Below are 16,351 nucleotides of genomic sequence, written 5' to 3'. Positions count from 1 at the left end.
CTCATCGCTGACGCTGAACGTCGGCCCTACTCCTCCGACACGTCGGCCACCACCACCGTGACGTTGTCCGGTGCGCCGGCGTGCAGCGCCAGGTCGATGAGCTTACCGACGCACTCCGCCCGGTCCGGATAACCGCTCAGCACCTCGGTGAGGGTGTCCGGACGGACGACGTTGGAGAGCCCGTCGCTGCACAGCAACCACCGGTCGCCGGCCCGGGGCACCATCGTCGCGTACGACGGAGAGACCTCGTCGCCCTGCAACGCCTGGGTGACCACGGCACGTCGCGGGTGGCTGCTGGCCTGCTCCGGGGTGATCACACCCTGGTCCACCAGCATCTGGACGAACGTGTCGTCCCGGGTGACCTGCTTGAGCACGCCGTCGCGGAACAGGTAGGCCCGGGAGTCGCCGACGTGCGCGAGGGCCAGGCAACTGCCGGTACGGGCGAAGAGCAGGGCGGTCAGCGTGGTGCCCATGCCCTGACGCTCGGGATCCTCGGCGACCGCCGCCCGGATCCGGGAGGTGGCCAGCGCGATGCCACCTTCGAGCGCGGCCACCAGGGCGTCCTCGGGTGTCTCCACGTCCAGCGGGGCGACCGCGTCGATGGTGAGGGCGCTGGCCAGGTCCCCGGCGGCCATCCCGCCCATGCCGTCGGCGACGGCGACGAGCCAGGTGCCCGCGTGCAGGGCGTCCTGGTTCCCGCTACGGATCAGCCCACGGTCGCTCGTTCCCACGGAACGCAGCTTCAGGGTCATGGGAGGCAGCCTGCCAGGCGAAGGGCGCAGTTGTCTCTAGGAGATCAGGACGACGGGGCGTGGCGCGGCCAATCTCACGTCCGGGTGACGCCGCGGGTCGGTACGCCCATCGCGCCGAGGGCCCTCGTCGGATGCCACAACCCATCCAACCAGATCAATTGACATCGGCAACCGACGCTGGAAACATCGAACTGATATTGGGAGCGCTCCCAGCTTCTTCTCGCCACCACCGCCCCGTCTCCGTCCCGGAAGGACTCCCCGTGACGTCATCCCGACGCCGCCTCCTGTTGGCAGCGGCGACCACTCTGGCCCTCACCGCCGTGGGCGCCGGCGTCGCCCACGCCGACCCACCACCGGACGCCCCCGAGCAGATCGACAACGGCGACTTCAGCGAAGGAGTGAGCCCCTGGTTCTCCTTCGGCACCGGCGCGCTCGCGGTCACCGACGGCCGGCTCTGCACCACCGTCGCGGGTGGGCTCGCCAACCCGTGGGACGCCGGCATCGGCCAGGACGGCGTACCACTGATCGCCGGCGCCGAATACACCCTCGGCTTCGCCGTCTCCGCCACCCCCGGCGCCGCCGTCAAGGCCGTGCTGCAGCTCGGCAGCGCCCCCTACACCACCTACGCGGCCGTGGACGCCACCGCGACCGGCACCGCCCAGCGCGTCGAGCAGACCTTCACCGTGCCGGACACCAACCCGAACGCCCAACTGATCTTCCAGGTCGGTGGCGCCGCCGAGGCGCAGACGATCTGCCTGGACGACGTCTCACTGCGCGGCGGCGAGCCACCCGAGCCGTACGTGCCGGACACCGGGCCACGGGTCCGCGTCAACCAGGTCGGCTACCTGCCGGGCGGCCCGAAGAACGCCACTGTCCTCACCGAGGCCACCGCGGCGCTGCCGTGGCAGCTGCGCTCCGCCGCCGGGGCCGTCGTGGCCAGCGGCACCACCACCGCGCGCGGCGTCGACGCCGCCTCCGGGCAGAACGTGCACACCGTCGACTTCTCCAGCTACCGCACCCCGGCCAGCGGGCTGACCCTCACCGTGGACGGCGAGACCAGCCACCCGTTCGACATCTCCGGCACCCTCTACGACCAGCTGCGCTCCGACTCGTTGCAGTTCTTCTACGCCCAGCGCAGCGGCATCGCCATCGACGGTGACCTGATCGGCGACGAGTACGCCCGCCCCGCCGGTCACCTCGGCGTGGCACCCAACCAGGGCGACACCAGCGTGCCCTGCCAGCCGGGCGTCTGCGACTACTCACTGGACGTGCGCGGCGGCTGGTACGACGCCGGCGACCACGGCAAGTACGTGGTCAACGGCGGCATCGCCACCTACCAGCTGTTGAACACCTTCGAGCGGACCAAGACGGCGGCCACCGCCGATGGCGGCGCGGCGTTGGGCGACAGCACCCTGCGGGTGCCCGAGCGCGGCAACGGTGTACCGGACATCCTCGACGAGGCCCGCTGGGAGCTGGAGTTCCTGCTGCGCATGCAGGTGCCGGCCGGCAAGCCGCTCGCCGGAATGGTCCACCACAAGATCCACGACCAGAACTGGACCGGGCTGCCGCTCGCGCCGCAGGACGACCCGCAGCCGCGCGAGCTGCACCCGCCGTCGACCGCGGCCACCCTCAACATGGCCGCCACCGCCGCCCAGTGCGCGCGCCTGTTCGCCCCCTACGACGCGGCGTTCGCGAACCGCTGCGCCACCGCGGCGAAGACGGCCTACAGCGCGGCCAAGGCCCACCCGGCGGTGTACGCCAGCCCGACCGACGGCACCGGCGGCGGCGCGTACGACGACAGCAACGTCTCCGACGAGTTCTACTGGGCGGCGGCCGAGCTGTACCTGACCACCGGGGCACAGACCTACCTGACCGACCTGACCGCGTCGCCGCACCACACCGGCGACGTGTTCGACCCGCGCGGCTTCGGCTGGCAGAGCGTCGCCGCGCTGGGCCGCCTCGACCTGGCCACAGTGCCGAACGGGCTGCCCGCCGCCGACCTGGCCCGGGTCCGCGCCTCGGTCACCGCCGCCGCCGACGCGTACCTCGCCGAGCTGCGCCGGCAGGCGTACGGGCTGCCGATGCCCGGCGACGCCAACAGCTACTTCTGGGGCGGCAACAGCAACGTCATCAACAACGCCGTCGTGTTGGCCACCGCGTTCGACCTGACCCGCGACCCGGTCTACCGCGACGGCGCGGTGCAGGCGATGGACTACATCCTCGGTCGCAACGCGCTGAACATCTCGTACGTCACCGGCTGGGGCGAACACGCCGCGCAGAACCAGCACAGCCGGATCTTCGGCCACCAGCTCGACCCGAGCCTGCCCCGGCCGCCAGCCGGTTCGATCGCCGGTGGCCCGAACGCGGCCCTCCAGGACCCGTTCGTGGCGCAGTTGCTGGCCGGTTGCGAACCGATGTTCTGCTACGTCGACGACATCAACTCGTACTCGACGAACGAGGTGGCGATCAACTGGAACTCGGCGCTGACCTGGATCGCCTCGTTCCTGGCCGACCAGGGTGACTCCGGCGCGGTGCCGGCCACCACCTGCTCGGTGCGCTACACCAACTACGGCACCTGGCAGGGCGGCACCGGGTTCACCGCCCAGCTGACCGTGCAGAACACGGGGGCCACCACCGTCAACGGCTGGAACGTGCGCTTCGCGTTCACCGGCGACCAGCGGGTCCGCGAGGCGTGGCTGGCGAAGGTCACCCAGTCCGGCGCGACGGTGACCGCGCGCAACGAGTCGTACAACGCCAAGATCACACCCGGTGGTTCGGTGACGTTCGGCTTCAACGCGACGACCGCCGGCAGCGCCAACCCGGGTCCCGGCCTGGTGACCGTCAACGGTTCGGCCTGCTCGCTGACCTGACGCCGCTCCTGTGGTGGCCGCCCCTCCCCCCGAGGGCGGCCACCACAGGCCTCGCGCCCCAAGCGCGTGCCGCGCTGCGCCTGGCACCCCAAGACGCGTGCCGCGTTGTGCCTTGCGCCCCTAAGCGCATGCCGCGTTGTGCCTTGCACCCCAAGACGCGTGCCGCGTTGTGCCTTGCGCCCCTAAGCGCATGCCGCGTTGTGCCTCGCACCCCAAGACGCGTGCCGCGTTGTGCCTTGCGCCCCTAAGCGCATGCCGCGTTGTGCCTCGCACCCCAAGACACGTGCCGCGTTGTGCCTTGCGCCCTTAAGCAGTTGCCGCGTTGTGCCTGGCGACCAGACCCGGCAGTTCGTCGAGCGAGTCGATCCGGAACAGGCACTGCTCGGCCACGGTCGGGATGTCGAGGATGTGACCCCACGGGGAGCGCCGGATCAGGCAGGCCTTCATCCCGGCCGCCAGCGCCGGACGGGCGTCGTTGTCCGGCCGGTCGCCCACGTACAGGATCGACGACGCGTCGCCGCCGCCTTCGCGGACGACCCGCTCGAAGAACGCCGGCGCCGGCTTCGCCACACCCCAACCGTGCGAGGTGCCGACCACGTCCACACCGAGGTCGAGAGCGCGGAGGATCGACTCGGCGTGGGCCGGCTGGTTACCGGCCAGGCCCACCAACAGACCCTGGTCCCGCAACGCGGCCAGGCACCCTCGCGCGTCCGGGTAGAGGTCCTCCTCGCCGAACGTCTCCGACTGACCAGCGCTCGCCCGGCGATCAATCTCGGCGGCGAGATCGAAGTCGGCGCGGAAGGCCCGGAACGTCTCCTGGTAGTCCAGACCTCGGGCGACCACCGCACCGAAGACCGCCGAGAACGTGTGCCGTGGAACACCGAGCCAATCCGCCCAGGCCGCGAACTCGCGGGACTCGTCGAGAATCGTCCCGCCGACATCGAAGAAGACCGCATTGATCATGCCCAGCCCCCATCCTGGTACAAGATTCGGTGGATCATAGACGCCAGTCAACGGCGGGGTCGACGCTCTGTGGCCGGCGGCAGCGGGCAGCGGCGGGCAGCGGCGGGCAGCGGGCGGTGACGGCGGGCGGCAGCGGGCCAGCGGGCGGCAGCGGCAGCGGGCCAGCGGGCGGCAGCGGCAGCGGGCCAGCGGGCGGCGGGCGGCAGCGGGCCAGCGGGCGGCGGGCGGCAGCGGGCCAGCGGGCGGCGGGCGGCAGCGGGCCAGCGGGCGGCGGGCGGCAGCGGGCGGACGCTGAGAGCAGTCCCCTACCCACCCGAGAAGCGCCAAAGTTGTCGTACACCTGTTCTAGTCTCTGGTTGTGATCGATGCGTTGGAGCAGGCCGAGGCCGCAGTGGCGGCTTGCTACGACACGGCCGCCTGGGCCGCCAGCGAACGCGACCTGGTCGCGGCGCTGGACGCCACGCACCGCATCGAACAACGGTTGGCCGCGGTCAAGCTGGGCCTCGTGCGTGAGTTGGACGGTCGCGGCACCGCGAACGCCCAGGGCGCGTCCTGCACAGCCGTGTGGCTACGGGACCGTCTGCGGCTCGGGGTCGGTGCCGCCCGCCGCCTGGTCGGGCTGGCCGCCGGGCTCGACGCCGCTCCCGCCGCCGTACGGGACGCGTTGGCCGGCGGTGCGGTCGACGTGGATCAGGTCCGGGTCATCGCCGACACGGTCGAGACCGTGCACACCGCCGCTGGCCCTGAGGCCGCCGACAAGGCCGTGGGTGTCCTCGTCGACTGGGCGGCGCAGTTCGACGCCACCCAGCTACGCAGACTCGGCACCCGGATCCTCGACCACGTCGCCCCCGAGATTGCCGACGCCGCGGCCGAAGCCGCGCTGAGAGCAGCGGAATCCCGCAGCGCGCGCGACCGGCACCTCACCCTCTCCGAACAGACTGACGGCAGGCTACGCCTCACCGGCATCCTCGACGTCGAGGCGGCCGCCCTGCTGCGTGCCGCCATCGACCCGCTGAGCGCGCCCACCGGGCCCGACGACAACCGGACCGCTGGGCAGCGCCGCCACGACGCGTTCACCGACGTGTTCCGCCTCGCGCTCCGCAGCGGTGAGCTACCTGAGCACGGCGGCGACCCCACCCAGGTCGTCGTCACCACCAGCTACGACGGGTTGACCCGGCAAATGGGCGCCGGCACCCTCGACACCGGCCTTCAGCTCACCCCCGAGGCCGTGCGTCGGCTCGCCTGCGACGCCGCCGTCCTACCAGCCGTGCTCGGCGGCGCCGGTCAACCACTCGACGTCGGCCGGCAGCGCCGGCTCATCACCGGCCCACTTCGCCGTGCCCTGGCGCTGCGCGACCGTGGCTGCGCGTTCCCCGGCTGCGACCGCCCGCCCCGCTGGTGCGCCGCCCACGTGCGCCGTGAGGCGCTGATTGATCGAGTGGAGGTGAGAGACCACCACCGCCGTCCTGTCGCGGCAGGACGGTGAAGCTGAGGGGCAGCCGGGTTCGGGAGGTGCCGGGCCTGGCGGCAAGCGGCCCCTGACGACGCCGAGGCGTGCCAGTACTGCCAGATGGTGCGGGTTCGGCTAGCGAGTCGGAGAGGTGTACGTGAGGAACTGGTGTGTGAAGCCCCCTAATGGACCACCAGCTGGGAATCTGGCAGATGGCTGGGCGCGGTGCGTACCCGCCCCTGATGGGCGGGGAACTCCGGGTCGGTGATGTGGACGGCCGGCTGGAGGCCACGACGAAGTGCCGCGGGGTAGTCGTGGCGATGCCGCGGGGGTAGAGCCAGGCGCCTCCTTCGACGATCGATCGGTCAGTGAACACGGGAACCGTCACGGACGTGCCTGATACCGCGTGGCCAACGCGGGTGGGGCTGGGTCCACCGTCGGCCGATCCGGCCGTGACGGGGCGGAGTCGCCGTAGTAGTCCGAGGTCGGGAGAGCCGGCCGCATGGCGAAGGGCGACAGCGAGGTCAGCAAGGAAGGGACTGTGATGGTCGAAGATCCCGGAGTGAATGTTCCGGGCGCGTGGCCTGACGCCGGGTTGGCGCAGGCGCGGGTACGACGGATGCAGACCAAATTGCACCAATGGGCGACGGCCGATCCGTGCCGTCGCTTCGATGATCTGTACAACCTGGTGTATGACCCGGCGACGCTGATGATGGCGTTCGACCGGGTCGCGGGCAACGCCGGGGCCCGTTCTGCGGGTGTGGACGGCTCAACCGTCTTTGACATTCGGGAGCGGGTCGGTGAACAGGCGTTCTTGGAACGCATTCGAGAGCGGTTGAAAGCGCGAGAGTTTCAGGCGTTGCCGGTGCGGCAGCAACTGATTCCGAAGCGCGGGTCGGGCAAGGTCCGCAAGTTGGGGATCCCGACGGTTACCGACCGGGTGGTCCAAGCGGCGCTGAAGCTGGTGTTGGAGCCGATCTTCGAGGCGGACTTCAAGCCGTCATCGTTCGGTTTCCGGCCCAACCGGCGAGTGCACGACGCGATTGCCGAGATTCAGATGTTGGGCACGAAGGGTTATCAGTGGGTCCTGGATGCCGACATCGAAGCGTGTTTCGATTCCATCGACCACACCGCGTTGATGGATCGGATGCGTCTACGGATCTCGGACAAACGTGTACTGGCCCTGGTGAAGGCGTTCCTGAAAGCCGGAGTCATGACCAGATCCGGTGATCGGGAGGACAGCCTCACCGGCACTCCTCAAGGGGGCATTCTCTCACCGCTGCTGGCCAACATCGCTCTGAGCGTGCTCGATGAGCACTTCGACGCTCAGTGGCGGTCATGGAGCCACGAGCGCCGCAAGACCCGGCGTCGCAACGGGCTGGGCACCTGGCGGATGGTCCGCTACGCGGACGACTTCGTCGTGCTGGTGTTCGGTACCCAAACCAACGCCGAAACGGTGCGCGAGGAGGTGAGCAGGGTGCTGGCACCTGTGGGACTTCGCCTGTCCGTGGCGAAAACCCAGGTGGTGCACATGAGCGACGGGTTCGACTTCCTCGGCTTCCATATCAAGTGGATGCGTAAACGGGGAACGGATAAGAGCTACGTCTACACCTTCATCGCAGACAGGCCAGTCCGCGATTTCAAGGCAAAGATCCGAACTCTGACCCGCAGATTGTCCCAGGCCGAGTACCGGGCAACGCTGATCCGGATCAACCAGATCCAGCGTGGCTGGGCGAACTACTTCAAACACGCGGTGGCCAAACACACCTTCGACAAACTCCAGACCTTCGTCTGGTGGCGCGTCGTGCACTGGGTGATGCGCCGCCAACGCATGCCTTGGAGAGACGTCCGGCGATGGTTACGCGGCCCTACTGGCTGGCGTCCCATCGCCCTGGACGGGATCGAACTGTTCAACATCGCCTCAACACGAGTCAGCCGATACCGGCTGCGAGGCAACACGATCCCATCCCCTTGGCCCTTACAGATCACCGACCAGATGGCATGACCTCGTGGAGAGCCCGGTGCGGTGAAAGTCGCACGCCGGGTTCGGAGAGCGGCCCGGGGAAACGGGGCAGCGGCAACGCCGCCACCGCGCCCCGGGCCGACTCAACCACATCCGGCACTGGGCCGACGGCGGCCCGACCAGCCTCGACAACGCCGTTCTGCTCTGCGGCCACCACCACCGCCATCTCCATCACAGTGACTGGGCCGTCCAACTCGCCGGCGACGGCCACCCCGAATTCGTGCCACCCGCCTGGCTGGACCCAGACCAGCTTCCCCGCCGAAATCACTACCACCGACGGACGTGACCACACTCCACGCACCCGGCATGAGCCCGCCACCACGGGGGCGGCAATCACCAGGTCACACAACAGTTCCGGGACACGACACCCCAACCGACGCCGCAACGCGCCCTTGACCGGACGCCGCAACCCGCCCTTGACCGGACGCCGCAATCACCCTTGACCGGACACCGCTACCCGCCCGACACCGCTACCCGCCCGACACCGCAGCCCGCCCGACACCGCAACGCGCCCTCGCGCAACCGCTGGCCCGACTGCGGATCTAACATGATCATGTGGTGCGCGTCCGACCCGGGTCGGCAGATCCACCACGGCGAGGACCCAGGTCGGCACCCGCCCGGGCAGGGTGTAGCAGCATGGCGGGCATGACCGACCAGCAGAGCATCACCATCCGCCCCGCTGGCCCCGACGACGCCGGGACCGTGCTGCGGCTACTCGACAGCGCTACCGCCTGGCTGGCTGCGCGCGGCCGGACCGGCCAGTGGGGCACCGAGCCGGCCTCGACAGATCCGCGGCGCATCGCCCAGGCCGACGACTGGGCATCGGGCGGCGGCCTGCACCTGGCGATGTGTGCTGACCGCCCGGTCGGTGCGCTGGTGGTCGGCTCCGCCAGCGGTACCGTGCCCCCGGCTGCCGAGCCGGAGCTGTACGTGCGGCTGCTGGTCACCGACCGGGAGTATGCCGGCATGGGGATCGGGGCGCGGCTGCTGGGGCACGCCGCGGACCTGGCCCGGTCGCGAGGGCTGGGACTGTTGCGGGTGGACTGCTACGGCGGCGACGATCGGGCGCTGGTCCGCTTCTACGAGGGCTGCGGCTTCACCGCCACCGAGGCGTTCACTGTCGCGCGACCGGGACGTGACCCCTGGCCCGGGCAACTCCTCATCCGTCGGCTCGGCTGAACGCCCGCACTCTTAAACCGGTGGACCCGCCCCGCCACACCGTCCAGGGTGATGGCCATGGATCGCGGCGAACTGACCGACGCGGAGCGTCGGGTGTGGGCGGCGATGCCGGCGGGAACGCGGACCGCACTGGCCGGGCTGTCCGGCGCGGACCTGCGCAGTCTGCTGTTGGGCGTGGCCCGCGACCGCGCCGCGACTGTGCGCCCGTCCGAGGTGGTACGCCGTTGGCGCGAGGATCGGTTCGTCCGCCCGGCCGGCGTGGATCCGGGCGTACTCGCTCGGGTGGAGGCCCGGATGTGGCACCTGCTGCCCGCCGACGTCTCCGGTGTGGAGCTGTCGCCGGTGGTACCGGTCGGCACCTGCTCGGCGGTCGCACCGATCAGCCAGAACAGGATCGTCACCACGATGCGTGCCAGCGAGGTGCTGAGCGATCCCACCAATGCCCTCGCCGTCGAGGCGGCACTGCGTCGCCGGCGACAGCGCGAGGTGCACCTGGCCGCTGCCCATCGCGTGCTGCGGGCGCAGGATTTCGGCAGCGGGGCGTCGGCGCACTTCCGGCTCTTCGCCCTGGTGTCCAGCGCCCGGGACACCGGCTCCGGTGACACCCAGGCCCGCTTGCTGAACCGCCACCTCACCTACTGGCAGACCGTCCTCAGCGAGCTGGTGCCGGCGGCCGCGCCCCGGCTGCACGTCACCACCTTCGACGACGACGTCGTCCGGGAACGGCTGGCCGACACCGTCCGACCGGCACTCGATGCCGGTGTGGTGCCGCTCGTGGACGAGCCGGAGCGCCGGCGCGGTCGCGGCTACTACATCGGTTGCGCCCTACGGATCACCCTTTTGGACGGCAGCCTGGAGATCGGCGATGGCGGCCTCACCGACTGGACCGCCCGGCTGAGCGGCGACACCAAGGAACGCTGCCTCGTCTCCTGTCTCGCCACCGAACGCCTCGCCGACCACGTGACCCGCTGAGCCCACCGGTCCGGGTCCAGACGGCCAGCAGGGGGCAAGGGCTGGACGGCCAGCAGGCGGCAAGGGCTGGACGGCCAGCAGGCGGCAAGGGCTGGACGGCCAGCAGGCGGCAGGTCGTCGCAGCTAGGGTGGAATGGTGGTGGTCACCATGATCGAGAAGTTCGGCGCGGACGGCTTCCTGGAGAACTCGTGGGTTCTGCCGCCGGGCGTCGTTGAGCCACTGCGCGCACACGTCGACGTCACGCCACAGGGGTGGATTGCGGACGCGTGGCCGGTGACCTCGGACGTCGCCGTCATCGTGCAGCCCTGGGTCGACGAGCCTGTCGATGTCGGATCAGGCGCCTGGTTCGTCAGCTCCGTTCAGGCCGCCAGGTAGGACGGCCGGCACCGATCACGGACGCCAGGTGACGGCTGCGGTCTGGGTCCGGGCGGACACCGCCCCAGCCGAACGACGCCCGGCGGCGGGCGATCGGCGTGCCGAGGCGACGTAGCTTTCGGGCTCGGTCCGCCCGACACCAGTCGATGACCAGGACACGGAATGTGACAGGTGCCGCACTGTACGGGGCATCGGTGCGCGAGCGGCGGCCCTACGGTCGGTGGATGGGCATCCGGGCGGGGTTTCGTGGCCGACGGCGGTCGCTGTCGCCGCTACCGCCGCCCGGTCGGCTGCGCACCCTGTCGCTGGCCACCCTGGCCAACACGGTCGGCACCGGGCTGTGGGTGACCGCTGCGGCGCTCTACCTCACCCGTTCCGTGGGGCTGACTCCGACCGAGGTGGGGTTGGGGCTCACTGTCGCCGGCCTGGTCGGGCTCACCGCCAGCGTGCCGCTCGGCGGCCTCGCCGACCGGCGTGATCCCCGGGCGCTGCGTGCGGTCCTCCAACTGGCACAGGCCGCTGTCGCGGCCGCGTACCTGCTGGTCGGCTCGTTCCCGGTCTTCCTGCTGGTGGCCACCGTGGACGCGCTGCTGGTCTCCGGCAACCTGGCCGTCCGCGCCGCGCTGGTCGCTGCGGTCGGCGGCCCGGAGGGCCGGGTGCACGCCTTTGCCACCCTTCGCGCGGTGGCGAACCTGGGCGTGACGCTCGGCGCGGGGCTGGCCGCGTTCGCGCTGGTGGCGGACACCGGGTGGGCGTACCGACTGCTGGTGCTCGGCAACGTCGCGACGTATCTGCTGTCGGCGGCGCTGATCATGCGACTGCCGTCGTATCCGCCGGTCCGGCGGCCGGTCCGGCCGCGACCGGGCCGTGCGGTGCGCGACGGGCGCTTCCTCGCGGTCGCCGGCGCTTCGGCGGTGCTCTCCCTGCACTGGGTGGCGCTGACGCTGATTCTGCCGCTGTGGGTGGTGACCCGCACCGACGCGCCCCCGGTGACCGTCGCCGCCGTGCTGCTGGTCAACACGCTGCTCACCGTGCTGTTCGCGGTACGGCTGAGCGGGAGCGCCCGGCACGCGTTGCCGGCGGCGGCGACGATGCGTCGGGCCGGCCTGGTGCTCGCGACCGGGATGCTGCTCTGGGCCACGACCGCCGTCGTGCCCACCGTGGCCGCGATCGGCCTGTTACTGGGCGCGACAGCGGTCTACACACTCGGTGATCTGTGGCACGGCGGGGCCGGGGCGGCGCTGGCCTACGACCTCGCCGCCCCGGACGCCATCGGCGCCTACCAGGGGGTCGACACACTGCTCTCCGGCCTGGCCCGCGCGGCCGGGCCGGCATTGCTGACCTGGCTGATCCTCGACGGAGGTCCGGTCGGCTGGCTGGCCCTGGCCGGGATGCTCGCCGGCACCGGCTTGGCCGTGCCGCCGCTGACCCGACGGGCCCTGGCGAACCGCGTCCGGCCGCTCCCGGCCAGCGGTCAGCCGATCTCCTCGTCGACGTAGCACCAGCGCCACGACTCGCCGGGCTGCGCCGAGCGGATCACCGGGTGTCCGGTGGACGCGTAGTGCTTGCTCGCGTGCTGGTTCGGCGACGAATCGCAGCAGCCGACCTGCCCGCAGCTCAGGCAGGTGCGCAGGTGCACCCAGTAGGTGTCGCCGACGGCGACGCAGTCCGCGCACTCGTCCGGAGTACGCGCCTCGACGGCACCCGCCTCGGTCAGGTGCTGACAACTCACTTCTCGACCTCCCGCAGCAACGACTCTTCCAGGTCCAGGTCACGATAGGCCTGCACCAGCACCTCCTCGGGTATCCGACCGGAGTCCCGGGCGGCCCGGAACACCTCCCGCTCGGCGTCGATCATCTCCTGCCGTAGCCGACCGTACGCCTGCGACGGCGTCTCCCGCTCGGTGCCACCGAGCCGTTCCCACGCCATGTTGGTGCGGTCCTCCACCGCTCGACGCAGCCGGTCCACCACCGCCGCCGGCGCGCTGTCGGCCAGCTCGTCGAGGCGCTCCTGAGCGGCCCGGCTGGCCTGCTGCTGCACGCCGGCCGCGGACAACGCGTCCTGCACCGGGTCGTCCGGGGGCAGCCGCAGCCGACGCGCGACCAACGGCAGCGTGGCACCCTGGCCGACGAGTGTGAAGACGATCACCGCGAAGGCCAACCAGATGAGCAACGCCCGGGGGTACGGCTCGTCGTCGGCGAGGGTCAGCGGCAACGCGAGTGCGGCGGCCAGGGTCACCACACCGCGCATGCCGGCCCAGCCGATGACGATCGGGACCTTGGGGGACGGCCGGGGGTCGCGCTGCCGGACCCGGGGCACCAGCCGAGCCAGATAGGTGGCCGGGAAGAGCCAGACGAACCGGCTCAGGAAGACGGTGGCGAGCACCGCGAAGGTGATCAGGATGAGTGAGCCGACCGGCTCGTCGAGATCGCGCAGGACCTCCCGCAGTTGGAGCCCGACCAGCAGGAAGACCAGACCCTCCAGCAGGAAACGGACCAGCCGCCAGAACGCCCCGACCTGCAACCGGGACGCCGCCGACATCAGCTGCGGCAGCTGGTGGCCGAGCACCAGACCGGTGACGACCACCGCGACCACCCCGGAGGCGTGCAGATGCTCGGCGGTGAACACCACCGCGAACGGGATGATCAGCGACAGCGCGTTGTCCAGCAGCGGGTCACTGATCCGCCGGTGCAGGAAGCCGAACACCACCGCCCCGAGCGCTCCGATCAGGATGCCGCCGCCGGTGGCCCGCAGCACCTCGAGGGCGACCTCGGTGGTGCCGACGGCCGAGCCGACGGTGGCCATCGTCGCGACCCGCAGCAGCACCAGCGCGGTGGCGTCGTTGATGAGGCTCTCGCCCTCCAGGATGGTGACGACCCGGCGGGGCAGCCCGACCCGGCGGGCGACGGCCGTGGCGGCCACGGCGTCCGGTGGGGCGACCACCGCGCCGAGTGCGAGGCAGATCGCGAACGGCAGCTGCGGCAGCAGCAGGTGCAGTACCAACCCGACCACGAACGCCGTGAACAGCACCAGGCCGACCGCGAGCAGCAGGATCGGCCGGATGTTGTTCTTGAACGCCGGCACCGAGGTCTCCAGCGCGGCCACGTAGAGCAACGGCGGCAGGATGCCGATCAGCACCAACTCGGGTTCGAGGTGCATCTGCGGGAAGCCCGGCACGAACGAGAGCGCCAGACCGACCACGACCAGCACGATCGGTGCGAGCAGGCCGAGCCGGCGGGCCAGCGCGGCGCCCAGGGTGGCGATCGCCAGGAAGACGACGACCGGAAACAGGCTTTCCATGGGGTACGAGCCTAGGGGCCCGACGGATCCGAGCCTCGATCAGCCGGTCGGGCGCAGCTTCGGCAACACCTCGGTGCCGAACGCGTCGATGAAGCCGCGCTGCTCCTGCCCGACGTGGTGCAGGGCGATCTGGTCGAAGCCGAGCTCCAGGTACTCCTCCAGCCACCCGACGTGCCGGCCCAGGTCCGCTGACACGTTGACCACCTCGGCGACCCGCTGCGCCGGTACGTCGGCGGAGACCACGTCGAAGTGCTCGACGGTCTCCAGGTCCCAGCAGACCGGCGGGGCAAAGACGTTACTGCGCCACTGGTCGTACGCGATGGCCTCGGCCTGCGCCTGATCCGGCGCCCAGGAGACGTGCACCTGCAGGTGCAGCGGTCCGCGCCCACCGGCGTCCCGGTACGCGTCGATCATCTCGCGCAGGTGTGCCGTCGGCGCGTTCACGGTGATCAACCCGTCCGCCCACTCGGCGCACCAGCGGGCGGTGGCCACGCTGACGGCAGCGCCGACCAGCGCGGGCGGCTGTTCCGGGCGGGTCCACAGCCGGGCCCGGTCCACCCGGACCAGGCCGTCGTGGCTGACCTCCTCGCCGGCCAGCAGCGCGCGGATCACGTCCACGCACTCGCGCAGCCGGGCGGCGCGGACGTCCTTGCGCGGCCACGGGTCGCCGGTGATGTGCTCGTTGCTGGCCTCGCCGGTGCCCAGCGCGGCCCAGAAGCGGCCCGGGTACATCGCGCCGAGAGTGCCGATGGCCTGCGCGATGATCGCCGGGTGGTACCGCTGGCCGGGCGCGTTGACCACCCCGAACGGCAGGCCGGTGGCCTGCAACGCGGACCCCAGCCAGGACCAGGCGAAGGCGGATTCGCCCTGCCGGGCGCTCCACGGGGAGAAGTGGTCGGAGCACATGGCGGCGTCGAAGCCGGCCCGCTCGGCGTGCATCACCGCCTCGAGGAGGGCGCGCGGACCGATCTGCTCGTGGGAGGCGTGAAAACCGAACGACGTCATGGGCGCACTTCCTACCCACGACGGCGTCGGCTGATGCCTGCGGGCTACTCGGCGTGCGCGCCGGCTCCGGCCGAGGCGGCGCCCTCGCCCACCCAGACCGTCTTGGTGTTGCAGAACTCCCGCATACCCAGCGCGGACAACTCCCGCCCGTAACCGGAGTTCTTCACCCCACCGAACGGCAACTCCGGATAGGACGTGGTCATGCCGTTGACGAAGACGTTCCCGGCGTCCAGGTCGGTGGCGAAGCGCTCCTGCTCGTCCGGGTCCCGGGTCCAGGCGTTCGAGCCGAGCCCGAAGCTGGTGCCGTTGGCGACCTCGATCGCCTCCTCGTACGACGAGACCCGGAACAGCCCGGCGACCGGGCCGAAGACCTCCTCGGTCCACATCCGCATCTGCGGGGTGAGGTCGGTGACCACGGTCGGCGGGTAGAACCACCCGTCGCCACCCGGTAGTTCGCCGCCGCAGAGCACTGTGGCGCCGTTCTCGACCGCGTCGCGGACCTGGGCGTGCACCTCGTCGCGGCCCCGCTCGCTGGCCAACGGCCCCACGTCGGTGCTCGGGTCCATCGGGTCACCGACCCGTAGCGCGGCCATGTTCGCGGCGAACTTCTCCGCGAAGGCATCGAACACGTCGGTGTGCACGATGAACCGTTTCGCGGCGATGCAGGACTGACCGTTGTTCTGGCAGCGGGCGGTGGTGGCGACCTCGGCGGCCCGGTCCACGTCGGCCGAGGGCATCACCACGAAGGGGTCGCTGCCGCCGAGTTCGAGGACGGTCTTCTTCAGCTCCCGTCCGGCGATCTGGGCGATGGAGCGACCGGCCGGCTCGCTGCCGGTGAGCGTGGCGGCGCGTACTCGGGGGTCGCTGAGGATCACCTCGACGGCGTCGGAGCCGACCAGGACGGTGGTGAACGCGCCCTCGGGGAAGCCGGCGCGTCGGAACAGGTCCTCCAGCAGCAGGGCGGTCTGCGGCACGTTCGAGGCGTGCTTGAGCAGGCCGGTGTTGCCGGCCATCAGGGCCGGTGCCGCGAAACGCATCACCTGCCAGAGCGGGAAGTTCCACGGCATCACCGCGAGCACCACACCGATCGGCTGGTAACGGATGAACGCCCGGGTCGCCTTGACGGCGGCGGCGTCGGCCGGCTCGTCGGCGAGGAACGCGGGGGCCTTGTCGGCGTAGAAGCGGGCGGCCGTGGCGCACTTCGTCACCTCGGCCTGCGCCGCCACGTAGGTCTTGCCCATCTCGGTGGTCATGATCCGGGCGGTCTCGTCGCGCTCGGCGTCGAGCAGGTCCGCGGCGGCGTTCATCCACCGGGCGCGCTGGTCCACGGTCGTCGCCCGCAACTGCTGGTACGCGAGGTCGGTGCGTTCGATGGCACCGTCGAGCTGCTCGGTGGACATCGCCTCGTAGGTCTTGAGCACCTGTCCGGTGGCGGGGTTGGTGGTGGCGATGTGGGGCATC

At 71.1% G+C, this 16,351-nt stretch carries 14 protein-coding genes and 1 pseudogene; 8 read left to right on the top strand and 7 right to left on the bottom strand.

What is annotated here, in order from left to right; translation table 11 throughout:
• Nucleotides 1-26: 26 nt before the first annotated feature.
• Entirely contained in the window at nucleotides 27-752 is a 726-nt protein-coding gene (locus tag O7614_RS12315; RefSeq protein ID WP_278138590.1) for a protein phosphatase 2C domain-containing protein, read from the bottom strand.
• A 260-nt stretch (nucleotides 753-1,012) separates the two neighbouring features.
• On the opposite strand from O7614_RS12315, the gene O7614_RS12310 reads away from it, so the two are divergent.
• Nucleotides 1,013-3,622 (top strand): glycoside hydrolase family 9 protein, encoded by a 2,610-nt coding sequence (locus O7614_RS12310; RefSeq protein ID WP_278138589.1) that lies wholly within the window; start codon nucleotides 1,013-1,015, stop codon nucleotides 3,620-3,622.
• A gap of 306 nt (nucleotides 3,623-3,928) precedes the next feature.
• Here O7614_RS12310 and O7614_RS12305 read toward each other — a convergent pair whose 3' ends face one another.
• Both O7614_RS12305 and O7614_RS12300 read right to left on the bottom strand, forming a co-directional pair.
• Nucleotides 3,929-4,585, bottom strand: a complete 657-nt coding sequence (locus O7614_RS12305) for an HAD family hydrolase (protein ID WP_278138588.1) — start codon at nucleotides 4,583-4,585, stop codon at nucleotides 3,929-3,931.
• Nucleotides 4,586-4,619: 34 nt separating this feature from the next.
• A complete protein-coding gene (locus O7614_RS12300; protein ID WP_278138587.1) occupies nucleotides 4,620-4,925 on the bottom strand; it encodes a hypothetical protein in 306 nt (101 codons plus the stop codon).
• An 18-nt stretch (nucleotides 4,926-4,943) separates the two neighbouring features.
• Here O7614_RS12300 and O7614_RS12295 point away from each other — a divergent pair, with 18 nt between their 5' ends.
• The 7 genes and pseudogenes from O7614_RS12295 (at nucleotide 4,944) to O7614_RS12265 (ending at nucleotide 12,084) form a co-directional block, all read left to right on the top strand.
• Nucleotides 4,944-6,071, top strand: coding sequence for a DUF222 domain-containing protein (locus tag O7614_RS12295; RefSeq protein WP_278138586.1), 1,128 nt, complete (start codon nucleotides 4,944-4,946; stop codon nucleotides 6,069-6,071).
• 466 nt (nucleotides 6,072-6,537) lie between these two features.
• Nucleotides 6,538-8,040: a group II intron reverse transcriptase/maturase gene (gene ltrA, locus O7614_RS12290; RefSeq protein WP_278137201.1), complete on the top strand. Its 1,503-nt coding sequence runs from the start codon at nucleotides 6,538-6,540 to the stop codon at nucleotides 8,038-8,040.
• A gap of 103 nt (nucleotides 8,041-8,143) precedes the next feature.
• Nucleotides 8,144-8,344, top strand: a pseudogene (locus O7614_RS12285) (HNH endonuclease); the annotation flags it as partial.
• Between the two features lie 359 nt (nucleotides 8,345-8,703).
• Entirely contained in the window at nucleotides 8,704-9,237 is a 534-nt protein-coding gene (locus O7614_RS12280; RefSeq protein WP_278138585.1) for a GNAT family N-acetyltransferase, read from the top strand.
• A 57-nt stretch (nucleotides 9,238-9,294) separates the two neighbouring features.
• A complete protein-coding gene (locus O7614_RS12275; protein ID WP_278138584.1) occupies nucleotides 9,295-10,209 on the top strand; it encodes a hypothetical protein in 915 nt (304 codons plus the stop codon).
• Nucleotides 10,210-10,357: 148 nt separating this feature from the next.
• Nucleotides 10,358-10,585 carry a hypothetical protein gene (locus tag O7614_RS12270; protein WP_278138583.1) on the top strand — a complete coding sequence of 76 codons (228 nt, stop codon included), beginning with the start codon at nucleotides 10,358-10,360 and terminating at the stop codon, nucleotides 10,583-10,585.
• 224 nt (nucleotides 10,586-10,809) lie between these two features.
• Nucleotides 10,810-12,084 (top strand): MFS transporter, encoded by a 1,275-nt coding sequence (locus O7614_RS12265; RefSeq protein WP_278138582.1) that lies wholly within the window; start codon nucleotides 10,810-10,812, stop codon nucleotides 12,082-12,084.
• Here the strand turns inward: O7614_RS12265 and O7614_RS12260 are convergent.
• From O7614_RS12260 to O7614_RS12245, 4 genes are read right to left on the bottom strand one after another with little or no spacing between them, the layout of a single operon-like run.
• Entirely contained in the window at nucleotides 12,060-12,317 is a 258-nt protein-coding gene (locus tag O7614_RS12260) for a UBP-type zinc finger domain-containing protein (RefSeq protein ID WP_278138581.1), read from the bottom strand. The two genes, O7614_RS12265 and O7614_RS12260, sit on opposite strands and share 25 nt — an antisense overlap.
• A complete protein-coding gene (locus O7614_RS12255) occupies nucleotides 12,314-13,885 on the bottom strand; it encodes a Na+/H+ antiporter (RefSeq protein ID WP_278138580.1) in 1,572 nt (523 codons plus the stop codon). Before O7614_RS12255 ends, O7614_RS12260 begins: the two co-directional genes overlap by 4 nt.
• Before the next feature lie 39 nt (nucleotides 13,886-13,924).
• Nucleotides 13,925-14,890 carry a TIGR03885 family FMN-dependent LLM class oxidoreductase gene (locus O7614_RS12250; RefSeq protein ID WP_278138579.1) on the bottom strand — a complete coding sequence of 322 codons (966 nt, stop codon included), beginning with the start codon at nucleotides 14,888-14,890 and terminating at the stop codon, nucleotides 13,925-13,927.
• 44 nt (nucleotides 14,891-14,934) lie between these two features.
• Complete coding sequence (locus O7614_RS12245) at nucleotides 14,935-16,350, bottom strand: NADP-dependent succinic semialdehyde dehydrogenase (protein WP_278138578.1); 1,416 nt, start codon at nucleotides 16,348-16,350, stop codon at nucleotides 14,935-14,937.
• Nucleotide 16,351: the final 1 nt, after the last annotated feature.

This window comes from Micromonospora sp. WMMD961, assembly GCF_029626145.1.
Taxonomy (GTDB): domain Bacteria; phylum Actinomycetota; class Actinomycetes; order Mycobacteriales; family Micromonosporaceae; genus Micromonospora.
The sequence above is the reverse complement of the archived record's forward strand: the minus strand, read 5'-3'. Positions and strand labels throughout refer to the sequence as shown.

Bases quoted from the DNA above. Each gene is read 5' to 3' on its own strand.
- O7614_RS12280 (WP_278138585.1), top strand. From the start codon at position 8,704: ATGACCGACCAGCAGAGCATCACCATCCGCCCCGCTGGCCCCGACGAC.
- O7614_RS12270 (WP_278138583.1), top strand. From the start codon at position 10,358: ATGATCGAGAAGTTCGGCGCGGACGGCTTCCTGGAGAACTCGTGGGTT.
- O7614_RS12265 (WP_278138582.1), top strand. From the start codon at position 10,810: ATGGGCATCCGGGCGGGGTTTCGTGGCCGACGGCGGTCGCTGTCGCCG.
- O7614_RS12275 (WP_278138584.1), top strand. From the start codon at position 9,295: ATGGATCGCGGCGAACTGACCGACGCGGAGCGTCGGGTGTGGGCGGCG.
- O7614_RS12255 (WP_278138580.1), bottom strand. From the start codon at position 13,885: ATGGAAAGCCTGTTTCCGGTCGTCGTCTTCCTGGCGATCGCCACCCTG.
- O7614_RS12250 (WP_278138579.1), bottom strand. From the start codon at position 14,890: ATGACGTCGTTCGGTTTTCACGCCTCCCACGAGCAGATCGGTCCGCGC.
- ltrA (WP_278137201.1), top strand. From the start codon at position 6,538: ATGGCGAAGGGCGACAGCGAGGTCAGCAAGGAAGGGACTGTGATGGTC.
- O7614_RS12245 (WP_278138578.1), bottom strand. From the start codon at position 16,350: ATGCCCCACATCGCCACCACCAACCCCGCCACCGGACAGGTGCTCAAG.
- O7614_RS12305 (WP_278138588.1), bottom strand. From the start codon at position 4,585: ATGATCAATGCGGTCTTCTTCGATGTCGGCGGGACGATTCTCGACGAG.
- O7614_RS12315 (WP_278138590.1), bottom strand. From the start codon at position 752: ATGACCCTGAAGCTGCGTTCCGTGGGAACGAGCGACCGTGGGCTGATC.